Below are 25,066 nucleotides of genomic sequence, written 5' to 3' on the forward strand. Positions count from 1 at the left end.
CGGGCCGCCCCCGCGCGAGCAGCGCGGAGGCGGCCCGTTCTCATGCCCGGCGCCGAAGGGTCACCGGAGGCGGGCGGCCGACGCCGCCCGGACGGGGGTCAGCAGGCAGCGGCCCACCAGGCCGACGCCCGAGTCGAGGGACTGCGTGAACTCCTCCGCCAGGTCGGGGGAGCGGCGCAGGGTCCAGAGCAGCCGGGCCGCCGCCCAGGCACCCGAGCGGGCGCGGTCCAGGCTCCACGAGCCGAGTAAGTGGGTCAGCGGGTCGGCGATCTCCAGCAGGTCCGGACCCGGCATCAGGTCCTCGCGGATGTGCTCCTCCAGGGCGACCAGGGTGTCGCCGACCCGGTCGAAGTCCGCCTCCAGGGCCCGTGGTTCACAGTCCAGGGCATGGCAGGTGGCCACCACCGCCAGCGCCAGGTCGTGGCCGATGTGCGCGTTGATGCCGGCCAGCGCGTGCTGGAGCGGACGCACCCCCGGGTGGCGGCGGTACTGGAGCAGCGGGCGCCAGCAGGCCGGAGGCCGGTCCGCCTCCACCGCCGTCAGGTACTGCTCCGCGAAGCGCGCGCTCAGCACGGCTGCCCTGCGGGGCGCGGGGAAACCCCCGTGGGAGATGCGCTCGTACAGGGTCTCCGTCACCGTCAGGTAGACCCGGTTGAAGACGGCGACACCGTCCTGCGGCGGGAGCCGCTCGTCCAGGGCGCGCATCCGCGCCAGCACCGCTTCCATGGGGGCAGAGTCGCAGGCGCCGCCGCCGATCCGGGGAACTTGGCCGTACGCTTCCCCGGTTCGGGCGAAGCCGCGTCAACCCCGCTTGTCCCCGGTGGCCGTGTCGTCGTAGGCGGAGGTCCCCGAGTCGAGCAGCGGCTCCTGCTGCTTCAGGTGCGCGGGGGCGAAGAACCGCAGCGCGTGGTAGCCCGTGATCACCACGATCGTGCCCAGCGCGATGCCGCCGAGTTCGAAGCTGTCGGTGATCTGCAGCTTGACGCCGCCGACGCCGATGATGATGCCCGCCGCGGCCGGCACCAGGTTCAGCGGATTGCGCAGATCCACCCGGCCGTTGATCCAGATCTGGGCGCCGAGCAGGCCGATCATCCCGTACAGGATCACGGTGATGCCGCCGAGCACCCCGCCCGGGATCGCGGCGACGACCGCGCCGAACTTGGGGCAGAGCCCGAAGAGCAGCGCAAAGCCGGCCGCCGCCCAGTACGCCGCCGTCGAGTAGACCCGGGTGGCAGCCATGACGCCGATGTTCTCGGAGTACGTGGTGTTGGGCGGGCCGCCGACCGCCGTGGACAGCATGGACGCGGCGCCGTCGGCCGCGATGGCCGTGCCCAGCTTGTCGTCGAGGGAGTCGCCGGTCATCTCGCCGACGGCCTTGATGTGCCCGGCGTTCTCGGCGATCAGTGCGATGACCACGGGCAGGGCGATCAGGATCGCCGGCCACTCGAAGGCGGGGGCGTGGAAGGACGGCAGTCCGATCCAGTCGGCCTCGGAGACCCCGGAGAGGTCGAGCCGCCAGTGGTCCACGGCCGAGGCTCCGCCCATCGGGGAGTGGATCTTGCCGAAGACGCGGTCGAGCACCCAGGAGAGCCCGTACCCGAAGAGCAGCCCGAGGAAGATCGCGATGCGCGACCAGAAGCCGCGCAGGCAGACCACGGCCAGCCCCGTGAACAGCATGACCAGCAGCGCCGTCCACTGGTCCTGCGGGAAGTACGTGCTCGCCGTCACCGGCGCCAGGTTGAAGCCGATCAGCATCACCACCGCGCCCGTCACCACCGGCGGCATCGCCGCGTGGATGATGCGGGCGCCGAAACGCTGGACGGCGAGCCCGGAGGCGAACAGCGCCGCGCCGACGACGAAGACGGCGCCGGTGACGACCGCGCTGTCCCCGCCCGAGGCCCGGATGGCCGCCGCGACACCGACGAAGGACAGCGAGCAGCCCAGGTAGGACGGGACCCGGCCGCGCGTCGCGAGGAGGAAGATCACCGTCGCGATGCCGGACATCATGATGGCCAGGTTCGGGTCCAGGCCCATCAGGACCGGAGCGACGAAACTGGCGCCGAACATCGCCACGACGTGCTGGGCTCCCAGCCCCGCGGTCCGCGGCCACGACAGCCGCTCGTCCGGCCGCACCACCGCGCCGGGGGCGGGAGTCCGCCCGTCTCCGTGCAGGGTCCAGCCCACGCCGAGGCGCATGTTCCACTCCTCTTCTTCTCCGGATGACCACAGCTCCGGCGGATCACACATCGAGGCCGCAGCGCCAGGGATGCCGCTGCGGCCAGTCGATATGTTACGGCCGGATATCGGCAGGTTCGTCCAGGTCCGACGGGCCCGCCTTCCCGGTAGCCTGCCCCACCGGCGGCCCCTGCCGCAGCACGGCGGCGCCCGCGATCAGCGCGAAGGCCAGCAGGGTGACCAGGCCGAAGGACACCACCAGCGAGGTCGCGTCGGCCACCGCGCCGATCGCCGACGGCGCGATCAGACCCGAGGTGTACGTGATCGTCGCGACGCCGGCGATGGCCTGCGCCGGGGACGGCCCGCTGCGCGCCGCGGCCGCGAAGGCCAGCGGGACCACCACCGCGATGCCGAGCCCGATCATCCCGAAGCCGGCCAGCGCCGCCGCCGGGTGCCCGGCCGTGACCACGAGCAGCCCGCCCGCGGTGGCCAGTACGCCGCCCGCGCGGACCGTGCGCACCGCCCCGAACCGGTCCACCACCCGGTCGCCGGCGAGCCGGGCGACGGCCATGGTGAGCGCGAAGGCGGTGGTGGAGGCGGCCGCCAGGCCGGCGTCCGTGTCCAGGACGTCCCGCAGGTAGACGGCCGACCAGTCCAGGCTCGCCCCCTCGGCGAAGACCGCGCAGAAGCCGATGGCGCCGATGAGCAGGGCGGACTTCGGCGGCAGCGCGAAGTGCGGCGGAGCCTGCGCCTCCTGGTCGCTCCTCAGGTCCAGTACCCCCCGTACGGCGACCAGCCCGGCCGCGGTGAGGGCGAGCGCGGCGATCAGGTGGTGCAGGCGGGCGTCGGCCCCGGTGTGCGCGGCGACCGTGCCGGCGGCCGAGCCGAGCAGGGCGCCCACGCTCCACATGCCGTGCAGCGAGGACATGACCGAGCGGCCCAGCCGGTTCTCGGTCTCCACGCCGAGCGCGTTCATCGCCACGTCCGACATGCCGGAGGTGGCTCCGTAGACGAAGAGCGCGAAGCAGAGGGTGGGCAGGTTCGGGGCGAAGCTCGGGAGGATCAGGGAGAGGGTCCACATCGACAGCAGCGCCCGCAGCGCGGTGCGGGCGCCGAACCGGTGGTTGATCCGCCCGGCCAGCGGCATCGCGAGCGCCGCGCCCAGGGCGGGGAAGGCGAGGGCGAGCCCGAGGGTGCCCGCGCCGAGCTGGGCGTGGTCCTGGATCCAGGGGATGCGCGTGGCGAAGGAGCCGGTCACGGCGCCGTGGGCGCAGAAGACGGCGGCGATGGCGAAACGGGCATGGCGCAGGCGCGCCGGGCTGAGGTCGGTGTCCCCGGTCATGGGAGATAAACTATCAGGGAGCCTGCCTGATAGATGATGCCCCGACTCCCTAGGATGGGCGCCGTGACCCCAGCCCTCACCCCGGTGACGTCCCCGTCGCCGCTCCCGTCCCCGTCCCCGTCCCCGTCCCCGTCCCCGTCGCCGTCGCCGTCGCCGTCGCCGTCCGCCGCCCCGCCGTCCGCCGCCCCGCCGTCCCCCGCCTCGCCGAGCACGGCCCGCGCCATCAACGACCGGCTCGCCCTGCAACTCCTCCAGGAGTCCGGTCCGCTGACGGCCACCCAGCTCAAGGCCATGACCGGCCTCTCCCGGCCCTCGGTCGCCGACCTCGTCGACCGGCTCACCGAGGCCGGCCTGATCGAGGTCGTCGGGGAGTCCGGCGAACAGCGGCGCGGCCCCAACGCCAAGCTGTACGGGATCGTCGCCGGCCGCGCCCACCTGGCCGCCCTGGACGTACGGACCGACCGGGTCACCGCCGTCGTCACCGACCTGCTCGGCCACCCCCTGGCCGAGGCCGCCCTGCCCGTCGGCGCCCCGGAGGACGCGGTGGCGGCCCTCCTGGACACCGCCCGCCGGGCCGGGGCCGGCGCACTGCACACCGTGGTCGTCGGCGCCCCGGGCCTGGTCGCCCCCGCCACCGGCGAACTCCGCGACACCAGCGGACTGCCCGCCTGGCACCGGGAGCTGGTGGGCGCCCTCCAGCGGAGCCTGCCCGCCGTGGTGGTGGTCGAGAACGAGACCAACCTGGCCGCCCTCGCCGAGCAGCGCCTGGGCGTCGCCCGCGACCTGGACTCGTTCGTACTGCTGTGGCTCGGCGCGGGCGTGGGCGCGGCCGTGGTTCTGGACGGCCGGCTGCGCCGGGGCGCCTCCGGCGGGGCGGGCGAGATCGGCTTCCTCCCGGTGCCGGGCACCGGCGGCCTGCCCTCGGCCGCCGACTGCGGGGGCGGGTTCCACGCGCTGGCGGGCCGGGAGGCCGTGACGGCCCTGGCGCGCGACCACGGCTTCGCGGGCCCGGTGGAAGAGGCCGTGGCCGGGGCCGCGGGCGAGGCCTTCCTCGAAGCCCTGGCCGAGAGGCTCGCGCTGGGCGCGGCGGCCGCCGCGGCGATCCTGGACCCGGGCTGCGTGGTCCTGGCGGGCGAACTCGGGCGCGCGGGCGGCCCGGCCCTGGCGGCCCGGGTCGCCCGCCGCCTGGCCGAACTGACCCCCGTCCCGACGGAGGTCCGCGCCACGGCCCTGGGCGACCCGGCGGTCCTGGCGGGCGCGCGCCTGGCCGCGCGGGAGGCGGCGCAGGCGGTGCTGTTCGCCACATCCGGCCCCGTCGGCGTTTGAGTGGGGGTCCCCCCGGGCGAAGGCTGGGGGAGGGTCCGGGCGGAGCCCGGTGCCCGGTGGAGCCCGGGTTTCTCGGGGCGCTGGCCCGGACCCCGCGCCTCGCAGGCCGGGCTGGATGTGGCGGAGCCGCGCCGGGTCCAGCGGGAGGGGGCGGGGCGGGCCGGCCCAGACGGGGCCGGGCGCGCGCCGGGGCGTCTCCTCGGGCGCCGAACGTGCGGGGGGTCGGAGCCTGCGGGGTGGTTGCGTTCGACGCCCTGCGGGGACGCCCCGGCACACACCCGACCCCGTCTGGGCCGGCGGGCGGGCGCCCGTGCGGCGGTACACACCGTCGCGACCCGCGGGTCAGAGGTTCCGGCGCGCCAGGAATTCCGCGAACGTCACCCGCCCCACCGCATGCGACGGGGTCAGGTTGCCGCCGCGCCTGAAGCCCGCGTACGCCTTGCCCGCCAGCGGCAGGGGGACGACGCGGCGGCGCCGGCCCGTCGCCGTGAGGTAGGTGCGGGCCAGGTCGGACAGGGTGCGGATCTCCGGGCCGCCCATGTCCGGGACCCGGCCCGACGGGGTCGGGACCGCCAGCTCCGCGATGCGCTCCGCGACCTCGTCGACCGCGATCGGCTGCACCCGTACCCCGTTCGGCAGCGGGGCGACGAGCGGCAGCTTCGCCGCCGTCTGCACCACCTGCGCCACGAGGTCGTGGAACTGCGTCGTCCGCAGGATCGTCACGCCCAGCCCGGACTCCTCCAGCAGCCGCTCCACCTTCAGCTTCGTCTTGTAGTAGCCGAGCGGGACCACGTCCACCCCGACGATCGAGATGTAGACGACGTTCCGTACGGTCCCCGCCCGGCGGGCCGCCGCGATCAGGTGACCGGTGGCCACCTCGTCGCCCTTGCCCGCGCTGCGCGTGTTGCTCGCGCAGTGCACGACGACCTCGGCGCCCGCCATCGCCGCGTCCAGCCCGCGGCCGTCCCGCAGGTCGACCGGGTGGTCCGGCGAGTGCCGGCTCAGTACGCGGACCTCGTGGCCCCGCTCCCGCAGCCGGGTGACGACGAGCGCCCCGAGGGTTCCGGTGCCTCCGGTGACGAGGATGGTGCTCATGGGGTCCTGCCCTTCGCCGGGAACGTTCCTTCACCAGCGGAAGACCGGACGGCCCTCAGGAATGTGACAGCTGCCGCGAGAGGAATTCCAGCTTCTCCGGATTGACGACCGTGTGCAGGGCGCTGACCAGCCCGTCCTCGAATTCCACGCAGAGGACCGCCACCTCGCCGAAGAGCAGCGCGGGCGCCCCGTTGACCTCCGCGACGGTGACCGGCAGGCCCGCCGCGTACTTCGCGAAGATGCCGATCGCGAAACGGGCGACCTTGTCGCGGCCCAGGACCGGCCGCAGCGCCGAGCTGACCACTCCGCCGCCGTCCCCGACGTACCGCACGTCCGCCGTCAGCAGGCCCTCCAGGAGGGCCAGGTCCCCGCCGCGCGCCGCCGTCAGGAAGGTCTCCACCAGGCTCTGCCACCGCTCGGGATCCGGGTCGAAGCGCGGCTCCGGCGTGTCCGCCCGGTCCGCCGTCACCCGTGCGGCCGCCCGCCGGTAGAGCTGGCGGCAGTTGGCCTCGGAGAGGTCCAGGACCTGGGCGATCTCCCGGTGGCCGTACCCGAAGGCCTCGCGCAGCACGTACACCGCCCGCTCCGTCGGCGTGAGCTGCTCCAGCAGCACCAGCAGGGCCATGGACACGCTGTCCCGCTGCTCCGCCGACTCCAGCGGCCCGAGCGTCCCGTCCCCGGTGAGGACCGGCTCCGGGAGCCAGGGACCCACGTACTGCTCACGCCGGACCCGCGCCGAGGTGAGGGTGTTGAGGCACAGATTCGTGACGACCTTGGCGAGCCAGGCCCCCGGGTGCCCGATGTCCGCGCGGTCCGCCGACGCCCAGCGCAGGTACGCCTCCTGCACGGTGTCCTCGGCCTCCGCGGCGGAGCCGAGCATGCGGTAGGCGATGCCGAACATCCGGGGCCGGTGTTCCTCGAAGTCCGCGACGGATGCGGTGACGTGTGTACTCACCGGTCCAGCCTACGAGGAGAGGACCCGGTGGCCGCCGGGCCACCGGGTCCTCACCTTTCCATCCGTCCGTCGTCAGCCGTCCGTTGTCAGCAGGCGCCCTGGTCCTTCCAGACGCCCCACTCGCCGGTGGTGCCGGGCTCCTCGTTCTGCGTCCACCACTGGGCCTTCCAGGTGTGGCCCTTGTGGGAGACGAGGTTGCCGCTGTTGTAGATGGTGCCCGCGACGTAGGCCGGGCTGGAGCACGTGCCGCCGGTCGGAGGCGTCGTCGTCGGCGGGGTGGTGGTCGGGGGAGTGGTGGTCGGCGGGGTCGTCGGGCCGCCCGGCTCCACCACCGTGGTGCCGCGCGCCAGGTCCCCGGCGAGGGCGTAGGTGGTGCCCGAGATGGTCACCGTCCAGTTGGAGGGCGTGGACACCGGCAGGTAGTAGTTGAACGCCAGGTCGACCGAGGCGCCCGGGGCCAGCGTCTGCCAGGCCGGGAGCTTCAGGGAGACCCGCTGGAAGTCCCCCTTGAGGCCGCCGACGTTGTTGCCGGTGTGGCCGCTGCTGATCACCGTCGTGCCGAAACCGGACTGGTCCGAGGCGTTGTTCGGGGCCGAGGTGCCGTAGTCGAAGCGGAACTCGGTGCCGCCGGGCAGCGTGCTGTGCGTGTTGTTGGTGATCTTGAGCTTCGGGGTGAGCGGGTAGTTGGAGTCGCCCAGCTTGAACTCGGTGAACTCCGTCTTGATGTCCACGGCCTGGGTGGGCAGGGCCGAGCCTGCCTTCTTCGCGCCGTACGGGGAGGCCGACTTGAACTTCTGGTACATGGTGTCGGTGAGCGTGTCGCCCATCTCGTACTGGCCCTTGGCCGCGTTGTACGCGTAGTCGCCCGCGAGCTCCCAGACCATCGTGCCGCCGATGCCCTTGTTCACCACGTAGTCGGCCTTGGCGCCCACCGACTGCTCGTCCTCCGTCGAGAGGAAGACCTTCTTCTGGGCGTTCCACAGCCACGGCGCCACCAGGGTGGAGTCGTACTTGCGGACGTACGTGCCGGTCAGGGTGGTGTTCGCCGGGAATCCGTACTTGGTGACGTAGTCGCCGACGACCCCCTTCTCCAGGTTCTTGGCGTGCCACATCGGGTTGGAGCCCGCCGGGGACTCGACCCCGTTGGTGTCCTTGTCGTGCCACAGGTTGTCGATGCCGACCGCGCCGTCACCGCACTTGGTCAGGCCCGCGCCGGCCGGGCAGGTGGTCGCGGGGGCTTTGCCCCACAGGCCGTCGGTGCCGCCCTGCACGTTCTTGAAGCCGCGGGTGTAGTAGGGCAGGCCGATGTTGATGCGGCCTGCCGGCATCGAGCCGCGGAAGTAGTGGTAGGCCCAGTCGGTGTTGAGGTAGCCGACGCCGCCGTACTGGGAGGTGGAGTAGACGCCGGCGGCGGCCAGTTCGCCGTCCTTGCCGTCGTCGAACAGCGAGGCGTTGGGGCCGACGTACTCGTTCCAGGCGCCGTGCAGGTCGTAGGACATGACGTTGACGTAGTCCAGGTACTTCTGCATCTGGAACGTCTCCATGCCCCGCAGCAGGTAGCCGGAGGAGGGGGCGGCGACGGAGAGCAGGTAGTGCTTGCCGTCGGCGGCGCCCGCGCGGTCGAGCTTCTCGCGCAGGGACTTCATCAGGGCCGCGTAGCCCTGGACCAGGCCGGCGCGGCGGGCGTTGGACAGCTGCCAGTCCAGCGGGTTGCCCGCGTCCTTCATGGTGGTGGGGTACTCGTAGTCGATGTCGACGCCGTTGAACCCGTACTTGCGGATGAACTCGACCGAGGAGTCGGCGAAGGTGTCGATGCCGGCCTGGTTGACGGAGCCGTCGGCGTTGGTGGCCATGGAGTAGAAGCCGCCGGAGGCGACCCGGTTGCCGTCGTCGCCGAAGTAGCCGCCGGTCTCCGCCCAGCCGCCGACGGAGATCAGGGTCTTGACGTTCGGGTACTGCTTCTTGAACTTCGTCAGCTGGTTGAAGTGGCCCTTGTACGGGAGGGCCGGGTCCATCTCGGCGCCCGCGACCCCCGGCCAGGTCATCCCGGTGGCGGCGTTGTTCGCGTTGTCCGAGCCGACCGAGATCTTGTTGTCGGCGCCCACGTGGGCGAAGGCGTAGTTCAGGTGGGTGACCTTGGACCACGGGATGTTGTTGGCGAGGTAGGCGGGGGTGCCGTCCTTGCCGGTGCGCCAGCCGGTGAAGTATCCGATGACGCGACGCTGGTGGTCGGCGCCCATCTTCTCGCGGCCTTCGGAGTCGTACACCGAGCAGTACGGGACGTCGACGCCGGCCGTCTTGTAGAGCCCGTCGGGGCGACAGCCCTCGTGGTCGGCCGCGTGCGAGACGCCCGCCGAGAGCCCGCCCACCAGCAGTCCGGCGATTGCGGCGCCGGATGCCAGGAGCATCACTCTCGTACGTGTGGGGGACAGCATGGTGCCTCCTGGGGAGGGGAGGATGGCAGGACACGACAGGGCACAACGTGAAGCAACTGGGATGGCGGTGGCTCTTGTTGGCCCGTGACGTGCGCACATCTGACGGGCTGTTCCCGGGAAGATGAAGGGAACGTTAAGAGGACTAGACCAACCCGTCAATAGGTCTGGACCAGCCTCGACCCACTTGACAAAACCCGCCCCGGGGTACCCCCGCTGTGAGCCAGGCCACACCGCATCACTCGCGTGGCCGCCGATCACCCGTGGCAGACTGGCTTCAGTACCAGTAGCAGCGCACTCCGGGGTCGGTGTAATTCCGAACCGGCGGTTATAGTCCGCGACCCGTCCGCAGCCAGCGGCCGGTTGACCAGGTGAGATTCCTGGACCGACGGTTAAAGTCCGGATGGGAGGCAGTGCGCGGCGGGCCAGTCACCGGTACGCCGCCGTCGGCGGTTCATCGGCATATCCCTGTGGATATGTCCGAGCGGACCGTTTTTCCGGCCTCGGCGTCCCCCTGTGAGCTGTACCGCTTCATCTGTCGTATCCCGACAGGCCCCGGAGTCCGTGCCCGATGAGGCAGGAGGACCCGGTGGCGACACACGCCGCGCACGCAGCACCCGACGCGGACACCCGCGCCATGAGCCGAGCCATCGAGCTCGCCGCCCGCGGACTCGGCTCCACCAGTCCCAACCCGGTCGTCGGCTGCGTCATCACCGACGCCGCGGGCACGGTCGTCGGCGAGGGCTGGCACCAGCGGGCCGGCGGCCCGCACGCCGAGGTCCACGCCCTGCGCGCAGCAGGCGCCGCCGCCCGCGGCGGCACCGCCTACGTCACCCTCGAACCCTGCAACCACACCGGCCGTACGGGACCCTGCGCACAGGCGCTCATCCAGGCCGGGATCACCCGCGTGGTCTACGCCGTCTCCGACCCGAACCCGCAGGCCACCGGCGGCGGCGCCACCCTGCGCGCCGCCGGGCTCACCGCGGAGTCCGGGCTGCTCGCGGACGAGGCCGAGGCGGGCAACGCCGCCTGGCTGACCTCCGTACGCCTCGGCCGCCCGTACGTCACCTGGAAGTACGCCGCCACCCTCGACGGCCGCAGCGCCGCCGCGGACGGCAGCAGCCGCTGGATCAGCTCCGCCGAGTCCCGGGCCGACGTCCACCGGCTGCGCGCCGAGTGCGACGCCGTCCTCGTCGGCGGCGGGACGCTGCGCCAGGACGACCCGCACCTCGCCGTCCGCGGCATCGAGGGCGCGACCCAGCCGCTGCGGATCGCCCTCGACACGCACGCCACGATCCTGCCGACCGCCCGCATCCTCGACGACGCGGCGCCGACCCTGATCGTCGTCGGCGAGGACGCCGACACCCGGCACCTGCCCGGCGTCGAGCTGCTCCGACTGCCCCTGCGCGGCGGCCGCATCGGTGTGCACGACCTGCTCGACCGGCTGTACGCCCGCGGTGTGCGCTCCCTGTTCCTGGAAGGCGGACCCACTCTGGCGGGCGCCTTCCTCGAAGGCGGAGCCGTCGACCGCGTCATCGGCTACCTCGCCCCGGCACTCCTCGGCGCGGGCCCGGCCGCCCTCGCCGACGCCGGCATCAAGAACATCTCCCATGCGGTGCGCCTCGACATCACCGAGGCCGTCCGCATCGGCCCCGATCTCCGCATCACCGCAGTCCCCGCCACCATCACCGTCCCCGCCACCAAGGAGCACTGAGTGTTCACCGGAATCGTCGAAGAACTGGGTGAGGTCACCGCCGTCGAGCAGCTCGAGGAAGCCTCCCGCTTCCGGCTGCGCGGCCCCCTCGTCACCGAGGGCGCCAAGCACGGCGATTCCATCGCCGTCAACGGCGTCTGCCTGACCGTCGTGGAGACCGCCGAGGGCGAGTTCACCGCCGACGTCATGCAGGAGACCCTCAACCGCTCCAGCCTCGGCGCCCTGACCAAGGGCTCCCGGGTCAACCTGGAGCGCCCGATGGCCCTCGGCGGCCGGCTCGGCGGCCACCTGGTCCAGGGGCACGTGGACGGCACCGGCGAGATCCTCTCCCGGACCCCCTCGGAGCACTGGGAGATCGTCAAGATCGCCCTCCCCGCGAACCTCTCGCGCTACGTCGTCGAGAAGGGCTCCATCACGGTCGACGGCGTCAGCCTCACCGTGGTCGAGGCCGCCGCCGACTGGTTCACCATCAGCCTCATCCCCACCACCCTCGCGCTGACCACCCTCGGCATCAAGCAGAGCGGCGACCCGGTCAACCTGGAGGTCGACGTCCTCGCCAAGTACGTCGAGCGCCTGCTCGGCGCGAACCGGGAGGCCGGACAGTGAGCGCCCTGAACTGGCTGAACTCCGAGGCGTTCACCGCCTTCGACCAGCACATCAAGTGGTCCGACATGATCGGCAACACGATCGGTCTGATCGCCCTCGCCCTCGGCTGGCGGCGCTCCATATGGACCTGGCCCGCCCAGTTCCTCTCGGGCGTCATCCTCTTCGTGGCCTTCGCCGCCGGTCACCTGTCCGGCAGCGCCGGCAAGCAGGTCGTCGTCATGCTCGTCGCGGCCTGGGGCTGGGCGCAGTGGAGCCGGGGCCGGCGGCAGGCCCAGGACGGCACGATCGCCGTCCGCTTCGCCAGCTGGCGCGAGCGCGGTGTCCTCGTGGGCGCCGCCGCCCTCGGTACCGTCGCGGTCGCCCTGCTCTTCACCGCCTACCCGGCGCTGTCGTGGGACCCCTGGCCCGACGCCTACATCTTCGTCGGCACGATCGTCGCCATGTACGCCCAGTCGCGCGGCATGGTCGAGTTCTGGTTCGCCTGGCTCCTCGTCGACCTCGTCGGCGTGCCCCTGAACTTCGCCAACGGCTACGCGTTCTCCGGCTTCGTCTACGTCATCTACGGCGCGCTCGTCCTGTGGGGCCTGCGCGACTGGTGGCTCCGCTCGCGCACCACCCCCGCCCCGGCCCTGGAAGGAGCAACGGCATGACCAGCCTCAAGCCCGTGCCCGACGTCCCCGAAGAGACCTTCCGCCTCGACCCCGTCGAGCAGGCCATCCGCGACATCGCGGCGGGCCGTCCGATCGTCGTCGTCGACGACGAGGACCGCGAGAACGAGGGCGACCTCGTCATCGCCGCCGAGAAGGCCACCCCCGAGATCATCGCCTTCATGATGAGCGAGTGCCGCGGCCTGATCTGCGCCCCCATGGAGGGCCCCGAGCTGGACCGGCTCGAACTCCCGCAGATGGTCCAGCACAACACCGAGTCGATGCAGACGGCCTTCACCGTCTCCGTCGACGCGAGCGCCGTCCACGGCGTCACCACCGGCATCTCCGCCGCCGACCGGGCCACCACCCTGCGCCTGCTCGCCCACGGGGGCGCCGAGCCCGGCGACTTCGTCCGCCCCGGCCACATCTTCCCGCTGCGCGCCAAGCCCGGCGGCGTCCTGGTCCGCAACGGCCACACCGAGGCCGCCGTCGACCTCGCCCGCCTCGCGGGCCTGCGCCCGGCCGGCGCCATCGTGGAGATCGCCGGCGAGGACGGCGTCATGCTGCGCCTGCCCGAGCTGATCCCCTTCGCCCGCAAGCACGGCCTGACGATCATCTCCATCGAGGACCTGATCGCCTACCGCCGCTCCGCCGAGCCCACCGTGCGCCGCGAGGCCGAGGTCAGTCTGCCGACCGCCTTCGGTGATTTCACGGCGTACGGCTACCGCTCCACGGTCGACGGCGTCGAGCACGTCGCGCTCGTCCACGGCGACGTCGGCGCGGGCGGCGGCGAGGACGTGCTGGTCCGGATGCACTCCGAATGCCTGACCGGTGACATCTTCGCCTCCCAGCGCTGCGACTGCGGCCCCCAGCTGCACGCCTCCATGGAGCGGATCAAGGCCGAGGGCCGCGGGGTCGTCGTCTACCTGCGCGGCCACGAGGGCCGCGGCATCGGACTGCTGTCCAAGCTGCGCGCGTACGAGCTCCAAGAGCGAGGCCGCGACACCCTCGACGCCAACCTGGAGCTGGGCCTGCCCGCCGACGCCCGCGACTACGCGGCCGGCGCGCAGATCCTCGCCGACCTCGGCGTGCACAGCGTCCGGCTGCTGACCAACAACCCGGAGAAGTCCGACGCCCTCGTCCGGCACGGCATCACGGTCACCAGCCGGGAGTCCATGCCGGTGGAGGCGGGCGAGCACAATCTGCGGTACCTGCGCACCAAGCGGGACCGGATGGGCCACGACCTGCCCTGGCTGGACGAGGCCGTGACCACGTCCGCCTGCGGCAACCAGTAGGACCGAACGCACCACCCGTACATCCACACATCCACACACCTGTACTTTCACGAACCCCCAGGAGCAGAGCTGTGAGCGGCAAGGGCGCACCCGAACTGAGCGTGAAGAACTGCGGCGACCTCCGAGTCGCCGTGATCGCGGCCCAGTGGCACGAGAAGGTCATGGACGGACTGGTCGACGGCGCCCTGCGGGCCCTGCACGAGCTCGGCATCGACGAGCCCACCGTGCTCCGCGTCCCCGGCAGCTTCGAGCTCCCGGTCGTGGCGAAGGTACTGGCCGGTCGCGGTTACGATGCCATCGTCGCCCTCGGAGTGGTCATCCGCGGCGGCACCCCGCACTTCGACTACGTCTGCCAGGGCGTCACCCAGGGCCTGGTACAGGTGTCGATCGACACCGGAGTCCCCGTTGGCTTCGGTGTACTGACCTGCGACAACGACGAGCAGGCGCTGGACCGCGCCGGGCTCGAAGGGTCGAACGAGGACAAGGGGCACGAAGCGGTCACCGCCGCCGTCTCCACCGCCATGACCCTGCGGACCGTCAGCGAACCCTGGCGCTGAGTGGCGTAGGGAAACCCCGTATTCTGAGGACCATCATGGCGAACAAACCTCCCAAGAGCTTCGAAGAACTCTTCACCGAGCTCCAGCTCAAGGCCGCCGAAGGCGACCCCAGCACCTCCCGCACCGCCGAGCTCGTCCACAAGGGCGTCCATGCCATCGGCAAGAAGGTCGTCGAGGAGGCCGCCGAGGTCTGGATGGCCGCCGAGTACGAGGGCAAGGAAGCCGCCGCCGAGGAGATCTCCCAGCTGCTCTACCACGTCCAGGTGATGATGGTGGCGCGCGGGATCTCCCTCGACGACGTCTACGCGCACCTCTGAGCCCAGGCACGCACACCCCGCCCGTCATCACGCAATCCACGCACCAAAGGAAGCCCCATGCTGCGCATCGCCGTCCCCAACAAGGGTTCACTCTCCGGACCGGCGTCGGCGATGCTCCATGAGGCCGGCTACCGCCAGCGCAAGGAGTCCAAGGAGCTCGTGGTCGTCGACCCCGAGAACGAGGTGGAGTTCTTCTACCTCCGCCCCAAGGACATCGCGATCTACGTCTCCTCGGGCAAGCTCGACATCGGCATCACCGGCCGCGACCTGCTGCTCGACTCCGGCGCCAACGCCGAGGAGATCCTGCCGCTGAACTTCGGGCGCTCCACCTTCCGCTACGCCACCAAGCCCGGCACGGCGAAGGGCCCCGAGGACTTCCACGGGATGACGATCGCGACCTCGTACGAGGGAATCGTCGCCAAGCACCTCGCCGACCAGGGCATCGACGCCTCCGTCGTGCACCTGGACGGCGCGGTCGAGACCGCCATCCAGCTCGGAGTCGCCCAGATCATCGCGGACGTCGTCGAGACCGGCACCAGCCTGCGCAACGCGGGCCTGGAGGTCATCGGCGAGCCGATCCTGCGGTCCGAGGCCGTCGTCATCCGGCGCAACGGCGCCGACGCCGACGACCCGCAGGCCCAGCAGTTCCTGCGCCGCCTCCAGGGCGTCCTGGTCGCCCGCAGCTACGTGATGATGGACTACGACTGCCGCGCCGAGCACCTGGAGCGCGCGGTCGCCCTCACCCCGGGCCTGGAGTCGCCGACCATCTCCCCGCTGCACAACGAGGGCTGGGTCGCGGTCCGCGCCATGGTCCCGGCCAAGGAAGCCCAGCGGATCATGGACGACCTGTACGAGCTCGGCGCGCGCGCGATCCTCACCACCTCGATCCACGCCTGCCGTCTCTGACCCGTCCGGCCCGCGACACCACTGCAGAAGGCACCCCAAGCACCATGGCCGAGTCCGCCGCCCAGCCCGCACCGCCCACCCTGCCGGTCACCTTCCGGCCGACCCGCACCCGGGTCGTCCTGCTGAGCGTCGGCCTCGCCATGTTCGCCACCATCACCACCATCGCCGTGATGCTGGAGCGCCTCCAGCCCGGCGAGCGGATCAGCTTCGTCTTCGTCGCCACCCTGCTGACCTCCGTACTCGTCCTGCTCAGCCGCCCCAAGGTGGTCGCGGACGAGACCGGGGTCACCGTCGTCAACCTGACCACCACCCGCCGCCTGGAGTGGGCGCAGATCCTGCGCGTCAACCTCCGCCCCGGCGACCCGTGGGTGTTCCTGGACCTCAGCGACGGCACCAGCCTGCCCGCCCTCGGCATCCAGCCGGGCGTCGCCAAGCAGCAGGCGATCGGCGACGCGCGCGCCCTGCGCGCCCTCGCCGAGGCCCGCGGAACCGGTACAAACGCCCACTGATCGCCCCGAACCTCGTCGCTGCGTACCGTTGCGGCCGCGATATCAGTGACTACCCTGGTGGCGGGGCGCAGCTGTGCGCCCTCCCACCGGCCCCGGGACCCCGTGGCCCGAGGGCACCTGCGACTTGAGGAGTGACTCCCTCCAGCAATGGACGGATCGTCCGGTAATACCCGCGCCGCCCTCCCTCCGGAGGCGGCGGCATGACCACCCCGCTACTCCTGCTCCTGGCGGCTTTCGCCCTGATCCTCGCCAACGGCTTCTTCGTGGCGGCCGAATTCGGCCTCGTCACCGTGGAGCGACCCGAGGCCGAACGCGCCGCAGCCGACGGTGACCGCCGTGCCCGTACGGTCGTCAAGGCCCTGCGGGAGCTGTCCTTCCAGCTCTCCGGCACCCAGCTCGGCATCACCATCACCTCCCTCGTCGTCGGCATGCTCGCCCAGCCCGCGCTCGCCGCACTGCTGGCCGGGCCGCTGGCCGCCACGGGCCTGCCCCGGGGAGCCGTATCCGGCGTCGCCGTCGTCATCGGCATGCTGCTCGCCTCGGCCGTCCAGATGGTCGTCGGCGAGCTCGTCCCGAAGAACTGGGCGGTCTCCCGGCCGCTCCAGGTGGCCCGCTTCGTCGCCGGACCGCAGAACGCCTTCTCCCGCGCCTTCCGGCCGGTCATCGCCGGCCTCAACGCCGTGGCCAACCGGCTCGTCCGGGCGCTCGGCGTGGAACCGACGGACGAGATGGCCTCGGCCCGCACCCCCGGCGAACTGGTCTCCCTGGTCCGCCACTCGGCCCAGGCCGGCGCCCTCGAACAGGACACCGCCGACCTCTTCGTACGGACCCTGTCGCTGGGCGGGCTCACGGCCCAGCACGTCATGACCCCCCGTGTGAAGGTCAGCGCCCTCATGCACACGGCCACCGCGGCCGACGTGCTCAACCTGACCCGCGCCACGGGCCTGTCCCGCTTCCCGGTCTACCGGGAACGCATCGACGAGATCACCGGCGTGGTCCACCTCAAGGACGCCCTCGCCGTGCCCGAGGCGGAACGCGACCGCACCAGCGTCAGCCGGATCTGCGTCGCCCCGCTGCTGGTGCCCGGCTCCCTGCCCGTACAGCCGCTGCTGGAGCGGCTGCGCAGCGAACAGCCCATGGCCGTGGTCGTCGACGAGTACGGCGGCACCGCCGGCGTGGTCACGCTCGAGGACATCGTGGAGGAGCTCGTCGGCGAGGTCCGCGACGAGCACGACCTCGCCGAGGACGACAGCCCCGAACTGGCCGTCGTGGCGGCCGAGGACGGCCGCCCCTCCTGGGAGGCCGACGGCAGCTGCCGGGTCCAGACCCTGCGCCGGATAGGCCTGGAGGTGCCCGAAGGCCCGTACGAGACCGTCGCCGGCCTCGTCGCCGACCTGCTCGGCCGGATCCCCGCCCCCGGGGACCGCGCGGAGCTCCCCGGCTGGAAGCTCTCGGTCCGCCGGGTCGGCCGCAACCGCGCCGAGCGGGTGCGGCTGGTCCGGCTGACGACGGTGCCCGCCGCCGGCCCGTACAAGCAGGCCTCGCAGGCCGACAACGCCGCCGCGCTCGGCTCCGGCCGCCACGGCGACCCGGTCCCGCAGCGGGCCGAGCTGGAAGGGGCCACCCGATGAACGCGCTCCAGCTCCTCTTCGCCCTGCTCCTGGTCCTGGCCAACGGTTTCTTCGTCGGAGCCGAGTTCGCGCTCGTCTCCGTCCGCCGCAGCCAGATCGAACCCCTCGCGGCCGACTCCAAGCGGGCCCGCCAGGTGCTCCACGGCCTGGAGAACCTGCCCCGCATGATGGCCGCCGCACAGTTCGGCATCACCGTCTGCTCGCTCACCCTCGGAGCGGTCGCCGAACCCACCGTGGCCCGGCTCCTGGAGCCCGTCTTCCACGCCGTCCACGTACCGCAGGGCCTGATCCACCCCCTCGGCTACGCCTTCGCGCTCGCCGCCGTGGTCTTCCTGCACCTGGTCATCGGCGAGATGGTCCCCAAGAACCTCGCCATGGCCGCCCCCGAGAAGACCGCCCTGTGGTTCAGCCCCGGCCTGGTGGCCTTCGCGCGCCTCTGCGGGCCCGTCACCACCGCGCTCGGCGCCTGCGCCAAGCTCGTCCTGAAGCTCTTCAAGGTCGAGCCCAAGGACGAGGTCGAGGCCGTCTACACCTCCGCCCAGCTGGGCCGCCTCCTCAAGGACTCCCGGCAGGCCGGGCTCCTGGAACCGGTCGAGCAGGAGCGGCTGGAGGACGCACTGGAACTGGGCAGCCGCCCCGTCACCGACGTCCTCCTGGACCGGGACCGCCTGGTCACGGTCGACCCGGCCGTCACCCCGCGCCAGATCGAGCAGCTGACCGTGCGGACCGGCTACTCCCGCTTCCCCGTCCGTGCCGACAGCGGCGCCTTCATGGGCTACCTGCACGTCAAGGACGTACTGGACCTGGAGGACCGGGAGCGGGCCGTACCCCAGCGGGTCTGGCGCCGGATGACCACGCTGTGCGCCACCGTCCCACTGGACGACGCCCTCGGCGTCATGCGCCGCAACGCCACCCACTTGGCCCAGGTGGCGGACCAGGACGGCCGGATCCTCGGCCTGGTCGCCCTGGAGGACGTCCTGGAAATGCTGGTCGGCGAGGTCCGCGACCCGTCGCACCGGGCCTACGTGCGGGGCGCGTAGCCGCCGCCGGACCCCCGCGCCTCAACCGCCGGCGGGGCTGATTTTCAGCCCGCCCGGCGTTTGAGGGCACGGGCGCGGAGCGCACGTACGGGGTCTGGGGCGGAGCCCCGGGAAACGGAGAAAGGGCGGGGCGGGGAGAGGCTCCGCGCAGCGGCCACAGCGGCCCGCCGGGGTCACAACGGCGGCTCCGGCCGTTCCTGCGGCCCCCGCCCCGACAGGACCTCCCCGTACGCCTGCATCAGGTCCGGCAGCCGCAGCGTGGCCAGGTCGTCCCGCGACGGCTCACCCGCGAAGCCCGCCAGCCGCAGGTCCCGGTACGCGCAGCTCTTCTCGTACAGCGTCCGCAGGAAGCGGCCGTTGCCGAGCTCGTCGATCCACCCCTGCTCGACCACGTGCCCGCTGATGCTGCGCAGTTCCTCCAGCGCCTCCTCGTCCCAGTGGTCCCCGTTCGAGTCCGCCAGCACCCCGCCGATCGCGGTCAGTTCCAGCGGCCGGTAGCTGGGGAAGTCCACCCGGGTGGTGAACCGCGAGGACAGCCCCGGGTTGGCGGCCAGCAGCCGGTCCATCCCGGCCGGATAGCCGGCCAGGATCACCACCAGGTGGTCCCGGTTGTCCTCGGCCCGCTTGAGCAGCACCTGCAGGGCCTCGTCGCCGTACGCGTCGCCCTTGCTGTAGCCCGAGTTCGACAGCGAGTACGCCTCGTCCACGAACAGCACCCCGCCGATCGCGGAGTCGATCAGCTCGTTCGCCTTCACCGCCGTCTGCCCGAGGAACTCGCCGACGAGGTCCGCCCGTTGCGCCTCCACCAGGTGGTCGCCGCCGAGCAGGCCCAGCGCGTAGAAGACCCGGCCCAGGATCCGGGCCACCGTCGTCTTGCCGGTGCCCGAGGGCCCGGAGAACACGAAGTGGCGTTTCGGCGGCTGCACCGGCAGCCCCTGCCCCGCCCTCAGCCTCGCCATGTGCAGCTGCGCGGAGAGCGCCTTCACCTGCCGCTTGACCGGTTCCAGGCCCACCATGCGCTCCAGCTCCGCCAGCGCCTCGGCGAGCGCCGCCGGGTCCGCCGGCCCGGCCGGCAGCTCCTCGGGCGCGCCCTGTGGCGGGACGGACACCTTGCGCCGTGCGCCCTCCACCCGGCCCCCGGGAGGCGTGGGCGGAGTCAGCGGGTCCGGCTCGACCTGGCCGTCCGCCGCGATGTCCTGGACGGGCCCGCCGCCCAGCGCGACCGCCGCGAAGTCCCCGCCGGCCGGGGACGTGCCGTGCCCGGCGTGGGCCCCGTACCCGGCGTACCCCGCCAGGCCCGCCAGATCGGCCATGCCGTCGGTGTCGTCACCGTCCTCGATGGCCGTCAGCCGGGCCGCCGTGTCCATGAAGGAGGGATCCACCCGGTGCACCGCCCGGTACAGCGGCAGCGCCGCCGCACTGCGCCCGGTGCCCTCGTGCGCCCGCGCCAGCCAGTACCGCAGCTCCTTGCGCTGCGGCTGCTCGCTGCGACACCGCATCAGGGCCGCCGACAGCATCGGCTCCGCCTGCCCGTACATCTCCAGCCGGACCCGGGCCATCCCGCCGAACAGCCCCGCCTCGATCCCGAGGAGCGGATCGTTCACCAGCGGTTCGGTGTGCCGGACCAGCTGGTCCCAGTCCTTGACCAGATAGGCCCGGCAGGCGTGCAGGAAGCGCACCTGCGCATCGGTGTCCACCGGCGGCAGCGCGGCGAGGGCCTGGTCCAGCTCGGGCACGTGGCGGCCGTCCAGCCAGTGCGAGGCGTGGGCGAGCAGCAGGTCCCGCCGGCTCTCCAGCACCGGCTGCACCCACCAGCCCAGCCAGTACCAGGAGTTCAGGGTCCGCCGGTGCCGGGCCCGCTGCTCGCCGAACCGGTCCCGGTGCGCGTACATGCGCAATAAGGCATTGCCGGTGTCGACCCGTAGCGCGTGCAGGCCCAGCCAGCCGTCGGCCATCGAGGGATCGAGTCGTACGGCCGCCCGGAACTCCTCCTCGGCCTGCGGATAGGCGCCCATCGTGCAGGCGTCGACCCCGCGCAGCCAGGCGAGTTCGGCCGGGGAGTGCATGCTGCCCGGCGTGCCGAAATCCATCACGTCCCCCACAAGCCTGCCCCCGTGGTGCGCGGTAACCCCCGCTTCGAGCGCGCGAGTTGCCCACTGCGCCGATGAAATCAGGGGTGCATCGTACCTGCGGTACGGCACCTTACGTAGGGCGCGACAGGCCCGGTTCGGGCATGCGCCCCGGGCGGTTGTGGTGACTCAGGGTGAAGGGCCGGGGCGGATTCGCCCCGCGCGACACCGGCGCGGAGGGGGCGCGCGGGCAGAACGAAGCCCCCGATCACGGGGGAACAATCGGGGGCTTCGTGTCCGCGGCGGCCCGTAAAGGCCGCGCATTGAGAACGTAAGGCCGCTGCGGGCCCGAGGTCAAGCGGGTCGGCGGAGGCCCGGCGAAAGCGGATTTCCGGGGCCGCTCAGGCCCGGGGGAGTTCGTCACCCCCGGTGACGGAAGCGCCGGTTCCCGCGGTCTCACCCGTCCCGGAAGACCACTCGTATCCCGTACCGCTCTGGCGTACCAGGGTGTCGGCGAAGGGGCGCGAAGGGTCGCTGGAGAAGTGCGCGAGCTCCGCGCGCTCCCATCCGTCCCAGAAGTCGGAAAGTTCACGCCCGTCCCGGTTTCGCCCCCGCCCCCAGGACTGCGAGCGCGGCGTTTCCATCCACAGCAACCGCGCCAGATGCGGCCGCAGCGCCCGCCGCCCGGCCCCGACCCCCTCGACGAGCAGCACCGGCGCCGGCTCGAGCACCCGCTGCGGCCCGAAGCGGCGCTCCACCCAGTCGTACGGGGCCCAGTGCGCGGCCCGTCCCTCGCCCAGCGGCTCCAGCACCTGCGCGCGCAGCCGCTCCTCCCAGCCGAACAGCTCCTCGTGGCTGGCCACGTCGTCCAGATGCAGCACGGGAGCCCCCAGCGCCTCGGCGAGCCGCCCCGCGAAGGTGCTCTTCCCGGATCCGGCGTGCCCGTCGATCCCGATCAGCCGCACCGGGCCGAGGGAGGGGGGCGAGGCGGCGAGCTCCCGTGCGAGTGACTCAAGTGACTGGTGTGGCTCCACCCGACCAGCGTAGACAAGCCCGACACGACCCGTGGCTTCGGCCTGCGGCCGCCGGGAACTGGAAGGGTGAAGCCACCGAAGCGCCGACCCACCCCGGGGGAACCTCGCGATGACCACACCCACGCCACGCAGGGCCGTACTCGTCGCCGCACTCGCGGTCGCCGCCGCGGCCACCGCCGCCACCGTCCCGGGCGCCGGCGCCTCGGCCGCCGTCCCGCCCGCCCCACGGGCGCCGGGCCGCACCGTCGACAACCGGTTCTGGTTCTCGTACGCCCACTGGCTGGCCGGCGCCCACGAGGGCACCACCGCCGTCGCCGGCGCCCGCCCCGGCCTGGAGATCGCCGCGGCGACCGGCCGCACCGAGTACGCCGACCCGCACACCGGGAAGAAGAGCACCTGGGAGTACGCCACCTGGACCTCGCCGGTACACCGCTCCACCGTGCCCGCCACCGAGGCCATCGCCTCCTGGAACGCCCACACCCCGGCCGGCACCTGGATCCAGATCGAACTGCGCGGCACCTACACCGACGGCGCCGCCACCCCCTGGTACGTCATGGGCCGGTGGGCCTCCGGCGACCGCGACATCCGCCGCACCTCGGTGGACGGCCAGAGCGACGGCAAGTCCACCGTCTGGACCGACACCCTCGCCGTCGACGCCCCGGCCGCGGCCGGCGGCCTGCGGATCACGGACTGGCAGCTGCGCCTGACCCTGCACCGCAAGCCGGGCGCCGACCGCGGCCCCACCGTATGGCTGGCCGGCGCCATGGCCTCCGACGTCCCGGACCGCTTCACCGTCCCCGCCTCCACCCCCTCCGGCAAGGCCCACGAGCTGAAGGTCCCGCGCTACTCGCAGGAGACCCACGCCGGCCAGTACCCCGAATACGACAACGGCGGCGAGGCCTGGTGCAGCCCGACCTCCTCCCAGATGATCATCGAGTTCTGGGGCCGCAAGGCCAGCGCCACCGCCCTGACCTGGGTGAACCCCAAGTACGCCGACCCGCAGATCTGCCACGCGGCCCGCTCCACCTACGACGCCGCCTACAAGGGCTGCGGGAACTGGCCCTTCAACGCCGCGTACGCCGCCACCTACCGCTCTCTCGCCGGCGTCGTCACCCGCCTCACCTCCCTGACCGACCTGGAGACCCTGGTCGGCGCCGGCATCCCGGCCATCACCTCGCAGTCGTTCCGCCCCGAGGAGCTCACCGGCGCGGGCTACGGGACCACCGGCCACCTGATGACCGTCATCGGCTTCACCGCCGCTGGGGACGTGATCGCCAACGACCCCAACTCGCCCGACAACCGCTCCGTCCGGCGCGTCTACAAGCGCGCCGAGTGGGAGAACATCTGGCTGCGCACCAAGCGGCTGGGCACCACCGGCAAGGTCACCTCGGGCACCGGGGGCATCTGCTACCTCTACGTTCCGGCGCTCCCGAGCCCGGCGCAGATCGCGGCGCTGCGGCTGGTCGGAGTGCTGTGAAGCGGCCGCGAGGCTTCCGCGCGAAGTTTCCCGTTGACTGACCAGCACGGATAAGCGGAACATAATGGGGTAAACGGCACATAAAGGCTTCGTCGCAATAGGAGGCGGCCCGCCATGACCACCCATCCGAGCATCGAGCACCACCCCGACCTCGCCGAGATGCGCACTCGGTTCGAGCGGGTGACCAGCACCCCCGCCGCTCAGGCCGTAGAAGCACTGGCCCTCCTCACGGGCCTGTACCTGGCGGCCTCCCCGTGGATCGCGGGATTCAGCACCCTGACCCCGCTGGCCATCAACAACCTGATCGCCGGCCTGGCCTACTGCCTGTGCATGGGCGGTCTGGGTTCCGCCTACGAGCGCACCCACGCGATGGCGTGGACGGCGGTCGGCCTCGGTGCGTGGACGATCGTCGCCCCGTGGGTCATCGCCGGTGAGATGGACACGACGCGCACGGTGGTCAGCAATGTGATCGCCGGAGGCGTCGCCCTGTGTCTCGGCCTCGCGATGGCGGCCATGGCAGGCCGCAACCGCGAGACCCGCGTCTGACGCGGACGCCGGAAGAGACCGGCGTCGGCCACCGGGCCCCGACCGCTCCGTGAATCCGGGGCGGCCGGGGCCCGGTGGCGTGCCGCGGCGTCTGGCGCGGAGGCCGGAAGGCGCCGACGCCGACCGTGACGATCGTCTCTCCCGCGAAAGCCGCGAACGATGGCACATTGGACGGCATGACCGCAGACACCGCCACCCCCACCGCCCGCGCCCGCGGCCTCGTCCGTACCGGGGGCCCCGAGGACGGCTCCTCCTGGCTGGAGCACGTCCTCGGCTGGACCCTCGTGGTCGTCGTCGCCATGTTCGTCACGCAGGTCGGCTGGCTGTAGCCGCGTCCAGTCGCAGTCCTTCGGTGACGAGGACGTCGGACGTGACCAGTGCCTGCTCGGCACTGACCTGGGTCATGAAGACGAACGGCGGGATGACCGGGGGAGCGGGCAGCCCGTCCGGGCTGAAGGTGACGCGACCACGGCCAGCGCGCCGACGGCGGCGACCGCGGGCAGCGCGACGGCGGCCGTCCTCTTCCAGTGGACCCGGCCCTCGCGGGGCCGTCCCGTGCCCTTGCGCGTGCTCTCGGTGCTCATGGTCTTCCTCCCGTACGTCGTCCGGTGCGCAGGGGAAGTGCTGCCATACTTCGGGCATCTTGTGGCAGTTCGAGGCTAGGGCTGAATTTGAATAATAGTCAACGGCGCGGTACGACCGAGCGTTCGCAGGTCCGCAGGGCCGAACTCATAGCGACCGGACGCAAGTTGTTCGCCGACACCTCGTACGACGCGCTCTCCATGGACGACATCGCCAAGCACGCGGGCGTCGCCAAGGGGCTGATCTACTACTACTTCAAGAGCAAACGCGGCTACTACCTCGCCATCGTCGAGGACTCCGTCGCCGAACTCGTCGCCCGCGCCGGCGGCGACACCGACCTCCCGGGCGCGGAGCGGGTCCGCCGCACCATCGACGGCTACCTGCACTACGCCGAACACCACCACGCCGCCTACCGCACCATCGTCACCGGCGGCGTCGGCTCCGACGCCGAGGTGCTCGCCATCCGTGACGCCGTCCGCGAGGAACTCGTCGCCACCATCGCCGAAGGCGCGTACGGGCACCGCGCCCTCCCGCCCCTCGCCCGGCTCGCCCTGGTCGGCTGGCTCTCCGGGGTGGAGGGGACCACCCTGGAGTGGATCGGCCGGCCGGGCGCCCCGGACCAGCCCGACCGCGGCAGGCTCGCAGCCTTGCTGGTGCGCCAGCTGCGCGCGACGCTCACCGTGATCGAGGAGTTCGTCCCGGAGTGTCCGGCACCTCCCGCCCTCGAAGAGCCGTTCGACCCATCTGGTGATCTTGCCCCGGTGACGGGAGGTCCCTGATCGGGCATACTCAAGCCGCCGCAGCCGCTGAA

Annotated in this window: 24 protein-coding genes and 1 riboswitch; of the genes, 15 read left to right on the forward strand and 9 right to left on the reverse strand. The window is 72.3% G+C overall.

What is annotated here, in order from left to right; genetic code table 11:
- Positions 1-60 precede the first annotated feature (60 nt).
- From ACZ45T_RS08040 to ACZ45T_RS08050, 3 genes are all read right to left on the reverse strand, one after another.
- Positions 61-726 (reverse strand): DUF5995 family protein, encoded by a 666-nt coding sequence (locus tag ACZ45T_RS08040; protein WP_468438585.1) that lies wholly within the window; start codon positions 724-726, stop codon positions 61-63.
- A gap of 75 nt (positions 727-801) precedes the next feature.
- Positions 802-2,196 (reverse strand): uracil-xanthine permease family protein, encoded by a 1,395-nt coding sequence (locus ACZ45T_RS08045; RefSeq protein ID WP_468438587.1) that lies wholly within the window; start codon positions 2,194-2,196, stop codon positions 802-804.
- 94 nt (positions 2,197-2,290) lie between these two features.
- The gene (locus ACZ45T_RS08050; protein ID WP_468438589.1) at positions 2,291-3,517 is read right to left on the reverse strand and encodes an MFS transporter; all 1,227 of its coding nucleotides are present in this window, start codon (positions 3,515-3,517) and stop codon (positions 2,291-2,293) included.
- 222 nt (positions 3,518-3,739) lie between these two features.
- On the opposite strand from ACZ45T_RS08050, the gene ACZ45T_RS08055 reads away from it, so the two are divergent.
- The gene (locus tag ACZ45T_RS08055) at positions 3,740-4,843 is read left to right on the forward strand and encodes an ROK family transcriptional regulator (RefSeq protein ID WP_468438752.1); all 1,104 of its coding nucleotides are present in this window, start codon (positions 3,740-3,742) and stop codon (positions 4,841-4,843) included.
- 342 nt (positions 4,844-5,185) lie between these two features.
- Here the strand turns inward: ACZ45T_RS08055 and ACZ45T_RS08060 are convergent, their stop codons facing one another.
- From ACZ45T_RS08060 to ACZ45T_RS08070, 3 genes are all read right to left on the reverse strand, one after another.
- The gene (locus ACZ45T_RS08060) at positions 5,186-5,938 is read right to left on the reverse strand and encodes an SDR family oxidoreductase (protein WP_468438591.1); all 753 of its coding nucleotides are present in this window, start codon (positions 5,936-5,938) and stop codon (positions 5,186-5,188) included.
- Positions 5,939-5,993: 55 nt separating this feature from the next.
- On the reverse strand, positions 5,994-6,893 hold the full coding sequence (locus ACZ45T_RS08065; RefSeq protein WP_468438593.1) for an RNA polymerase sigma-70 factor: 900 nt from the start codon (positions 6,891-6,893) through the stop codon (positions 5,994-5,996).
- A gap of 86 nt (positions 6,894-6,979) precedes the next feature.
- The gene (locus tag ACZ45T_RS08070; RefSeq protein ID WP_468438595.1) at positions 6,980-9,328 is read right to left on the reverse strand and encodes a chitinase C-terminal domain-containing protein; all 2,349 of its coding nucleotides are present in this window, start codon (positions 9,326-9,328) and stop codon (positions 6,980-6,982) included.
- Between the two features lie 287 nt (positions 9,329-9,615).
- Positions 9,616-9,746, forward strand: a riboswitch (FMN riboswitch).
- Positions 9,747-9,896: 150 nt separating this feature from the next.
- Between ACZ45T_RS08070 and ribD the strand changes: the two genes are divergently transcribed.
- From ribD to ACZ45T_RS08120, 10 genes are all read left to right on the forward strand, one after another.
- Positions 9,897-11,039, forward strand: coding sequence for a bifunctional diaminohydroxyphosphoribosylaminopyrimidine deaminase/5-amino-6-(5-phosphoribosylamino)uracil reductase RibD (ribD, locus tag ACZ45T_RS08075; protein ID WP_468438597.1), 1,143 nt, complete (start codon positions 9,897-9,899; stop codon positions 11,037-11,039).
- The gene (locus tag ACZ45T_RS08080) at positions 11,040-11,645 is read left to right on the forward strand and encodes a riboflavin synthase (RefSeq protein WP_468438599.1); all 606 of its coding nucleotides are present in this window, start codon (positions 11,040-11,042) and stop codon (positions 11,643-11,645) included.
- A gap of 5 nt (positions 11,646-11,650) precedes the next feature.
- The gene (locus tag ACZ45T_RS08085; protein WP_468438754.1) at positions 11,651-12,295 is read left to right on the forward strand and encodes a nicotinamide mononucleotide transporter family protein; all 645 of its coding nucleotides are present in this window, start codon (positions 11,651-11,653) and stop codon (positions 12,293-12,295) included.
- Positions 12,292-13,587 (forward strand): bifunctional 3,4-dihydroxy-2-butanone-4-phosphate synthase/GTP cyclohydrolase II, encoded by a 1,296-nt coding sequence (locus tag ACZ45T_RS08090; RefSeq protein ID WP_468438601.1) that lies wholly within the window; start codon positions 12,292-12,294, stop codon positions 13,585-13,587. Before ACZ45T_RS08085 ends, ACZ45T_RS08090 begins: the two co-directional genes overlap by 4 nt.
- 71 nt (positions 13,588-13,658) lie before the next feature.
- Complete coding sequence (ribH, locus tag ACZ45T_RS08095; protein WP_215031692.1) at positions 13,659-14,144, forward strand: 6,7-dimethyl-8-ribityllumazine synthase; 486 nt, start codon at positions 13,659-13,661, stop codon at positions 14,142-14,144.
- Positions 14,145-14,179: 35 nt separating this feature from the next.
- Positions 14,180-14,461, forward strand: coding sequence for a phosphoribosyl-ATP diphosphatase (locus ACZ45T_RS08100; RefSeq protein ID WP_468438603.1), 282 nt, complete (start codon positions 14,180-14,182; stop codon positions 14,459-14,461).
- Between the two features lie 57 nt (positions 14,462-14,518).
- Complete coding sequence (hisG, locus tag ACZ45T_RS08105) at positions 14,519-15,367, forward strand: ATP phosphoribosyltransferase (RefSeq protein ID WP_468438605.1); 849 nt, start codon at positions 14,519-14,521, stop codon at positions 15,365-15,367.
- Positions 15,368-15,411: 44 nt separating this feature from the next.
- The gene (locus ACZ45T_RS08110) at positions 15,412-15,876 is read left to right on the forward strand and encodes a PH domain-containing protein (RefSeq protein WP_468438607.1); all 465 of its coding nucleotides are present in this window, start codon (positions 15,412-15,414) and stop codon (positions 15,874-15,876) included.
- A gap of 200 nt (positions 15,877-16,076) precedes the next feature.
- On the forward strand, positions 16,077-17,507 hold the full coding sequence (locus ACZ45T_RS08115) for a hemolysin family protein (protein WP_468438609.1): 1,431 nt from the start codon (positions 16,077-16,079) through the stop codon (positions 17,505-17,507).
- Complete coding sequence (locus ACZ45T_RS08120) at positions 17,504-18,547, forward strand: hemolysin family protein (RefSeq protein WP_468438611.1); 1,044 nt, start codon at positions 17,504-17,506, stop codon at positions 18,545-18,547. The genes ACZ45T_RS08115 and ACZ45T_RS08120 overlap by 4 nt, the downstream gene beginning before the upstream one ends.
- 173 nt (positions 18,548-18,720) lie before the next feature.
- Here ACZ45T_RS08120 and ACZ45T_RS08125 read toward each other — a convergent pair whose 3' ends face one another.
- Both ACZ45T_RS08125 and ACZ45T_RS08130 read right to left on the reverse strand, forming a co-directional pair.
- Positions 18,721-20,637 (reverse strand): AAA family ATPase, encoded by a 1,917-nt coding sequence (locus ACZ45T_RS08125; protein ID WP_468438613.1) that lies wholly within the window; start codon positions 20,635-20,637, stop codon positions 18,721-18,723.
- 380 nt (positions 20,638-21,017) lie between these two features.
- Positions 21,018-21,650, reverse strand: a complete 633-nt coding sequence (locus tag ACZ45T_RS08130) for a uridine kinase family protein (RefSeq protein WP_468438615.1) — start codon at positions 21,648-21,650, stop codon at positions 21,018-21,020.
- A gap of 109 nt (positions 21,651-21,759) precedes the next feature.
- Between ACZ45T_RS08130 and ACZ45T_RS08135 the strand changes: the two genes are divergently transcribed.
- The 3 genes from ACZ45T_RS08135 (at position 21,760) to ACZ45T_RS08145 (ending at position 24,002) form a co-directional block, all read left to right on the forward strand.
- Positions 21,760-23,127: a peptidase C39 family protein gene (locus tag ACZ45T_RS08135; protein ID WP_468438617.1), complete on the forward strand. Its 1,368-nt coding sequence runs from the start codon at positions 21,760-21,762 to the stop codon at positions 23,125-23,127.
- Between the two features lie 114 nt (positions 23,128-23,241).
- Positions 23,242-23,673, forward strand: coding sequence for an SPW repeat protein (locus tag ACZ45T_RS08140; protein ID WP_468438619.1), 432 nt, complete (start codon positions 23,242-23,244; stop codon positions 23,671-23,673).
- Positions 23,674-23,849: 176 nt separating this feature from the next.
- Positions 23,850-24,002 (forward strand): SCO1431 family membrane protein, encoded by a 153-nt coding sequence (locus ACZ45T_RS08145; RefSeq protein ID WP_468438621.1) that lies wholly within the window; start codon positions 23,850-23,852, stop codon positions 24,000-24,002.
- Between the two features lie 72 nt (positions 24,003-24,074).
- On the opposite strand, the gene ACZ45T_RS08150 is transcribed toward ACZ45T_RS08145, so the two are convergent.
- Entirely contained in the window at positions 24,075-24,257 is a 183-nt protein-coding gene (locus ACZ45T_RS08150; protein ID WP_468438623.1) for a hypothetical protein, read from the reverse strand.
- Between the two features lie 87 nt (positions 24,258-24,344).
- Here ACZ45T_RS08150 and ACZ45T_RS08155 point away from each other — a divergent pair, with 87 nt between their 5' ends.
- Positions 24,345-25,034, forward strand: a complete 690-nt coding sequence (locus ACZ45T_RS08155; protein WP_468438625.1) for a TetR/AcrR family transcriptional regulator — start codon at positions 24,345-24,347, stop codon at positions 25,032-25,034.
- Positions 25,035-25,066: the final 32 nt, after the last annotated feature.

The sequence above is a fragment of the Streptomyces sp. NPDC030995 genome, from assembly GCF_055571215.1.

Bases quoted from the DNA above. Each gene is read 5' to 3' on its own strand.
- ACZ45T_RS08115 (WP_468438609.1), top strand. From the start codon at position 16,077: ATGACCACCCCGCTACTCCTGCTCCTGGCGGCTTTCGCCCTGATCCTC.
- ACZ45T_RS08135 (WP_468438617.1), top strand. From the start codon at position 21,760: ATGACCACACCCACGCCACGCAGGGCCGTACTCGTCGCCGCACTCGCG.
- ACZ45T_RS08125 (WP_468438613.1), bottom strand. From the start codon at position 20,637: ATGGATTTCGGCACGCCGGGCAGCATGCACTCCCCGGCCGAACTCGCC.
- ACZ45T_RS08145 (WP_468438621.1), top strand. From the start codon at position 23,850: ATGACCGCAGACACCGCCACCCCCACCGCCCGCGCCCGCGGCCTCGTC.
- ACZ45T_RS08140 (WP_468438619.1), top strand. From the start codon at position 23,242: ATGACCACCCATCCGAGCATCGAGCACCACCCCGACCTCGCCGAGATG.
- ACZ45T_RS08090 (WP_468438601.1), top strand. From the start codon at position 12,292: ATGACCAGCCTCAAGCCCGTGCCCGACGTCCCCGAAGAGACCTTCCGC.
- ACZ45T_RS08120 (WP_468438611.1), top strand. From the start codon at position 17,504: ATGAACGCGCTCCAGCTCCTCTTCGCCCTGCTCCTGGTCCTGGCCAAC.
- ribD (WP_468438597.1), top strand. From the start codon at position 9,897: ATGAGGCAGGAGGACCCGGTGGCGACACACGCCGCGCACGCAGCACCC.
- ACZ45T_RS08045 (WP_468438587.1), bottom strand. From the start codon at position 2,196: ATGCGCCTCGGCGTGGGCTGGACCCTGCACGGAGACGGGCGGACTCCC.
- ACZ45T_RS08150 (WP_468438623.1), bottom strand. From the start codon at position 24,257: ATGAGCACCGAGAGCACGCGCAAGGGCACGGGACGGCCCCGCGAGGGC.
- ACZ45T_RS08060 (WP_468438591.1), bottom strand. From the start codon at position 5,938: ATGAGCACCATCCTCGTCACCGGAGGCACCGGAACCCTCGGGGCGCTC.
- ACZ45T_RS08110 (WP_468438607.1), top strand. From the start codon at position 15,412: ATGGCCGAGTCCGCCGCCCAGCCCGCACCGCCCACCCTGCCGGTCACC.
- ACZ45T_RS08070 (WP_468438595.1), bottom strand. From the start codon at position 9,328: ATGCTGTCCCCCACACGTACGAGAGTGATGCTCCTGGCATCCGGCGCC.
- ACZ45T_RS08050 (WP_468438589.1), bottom strand. From the start codon at position 3,517: ATGACCGGGGACACCGACCTCAGCCCGGCGCGCCTGCGCCATGCCCGT.
- hisG (WP_468438605.1), top strand. From the start codon at position 14,519: ATGCTGCGCATCGCCGTCCCCAACAAGGGTTCACTCTCCGGACCGGCG.
- ACZ45T_RS08040 (WP_468438585.1), bottom strand. From the start codon at position 726: ATGGAAGCGGTGCTGGCGCGGATGCGCGCCCTGGACGAGCGGCTCCCG.
- ACZ45T_RS08100 (WP_468438603.1), top strand. From the start codon at position 14,180: ATGGCGAACAAACCTCCCAAGAGCTTCGAAGAACTCTTCACCGAGCTC.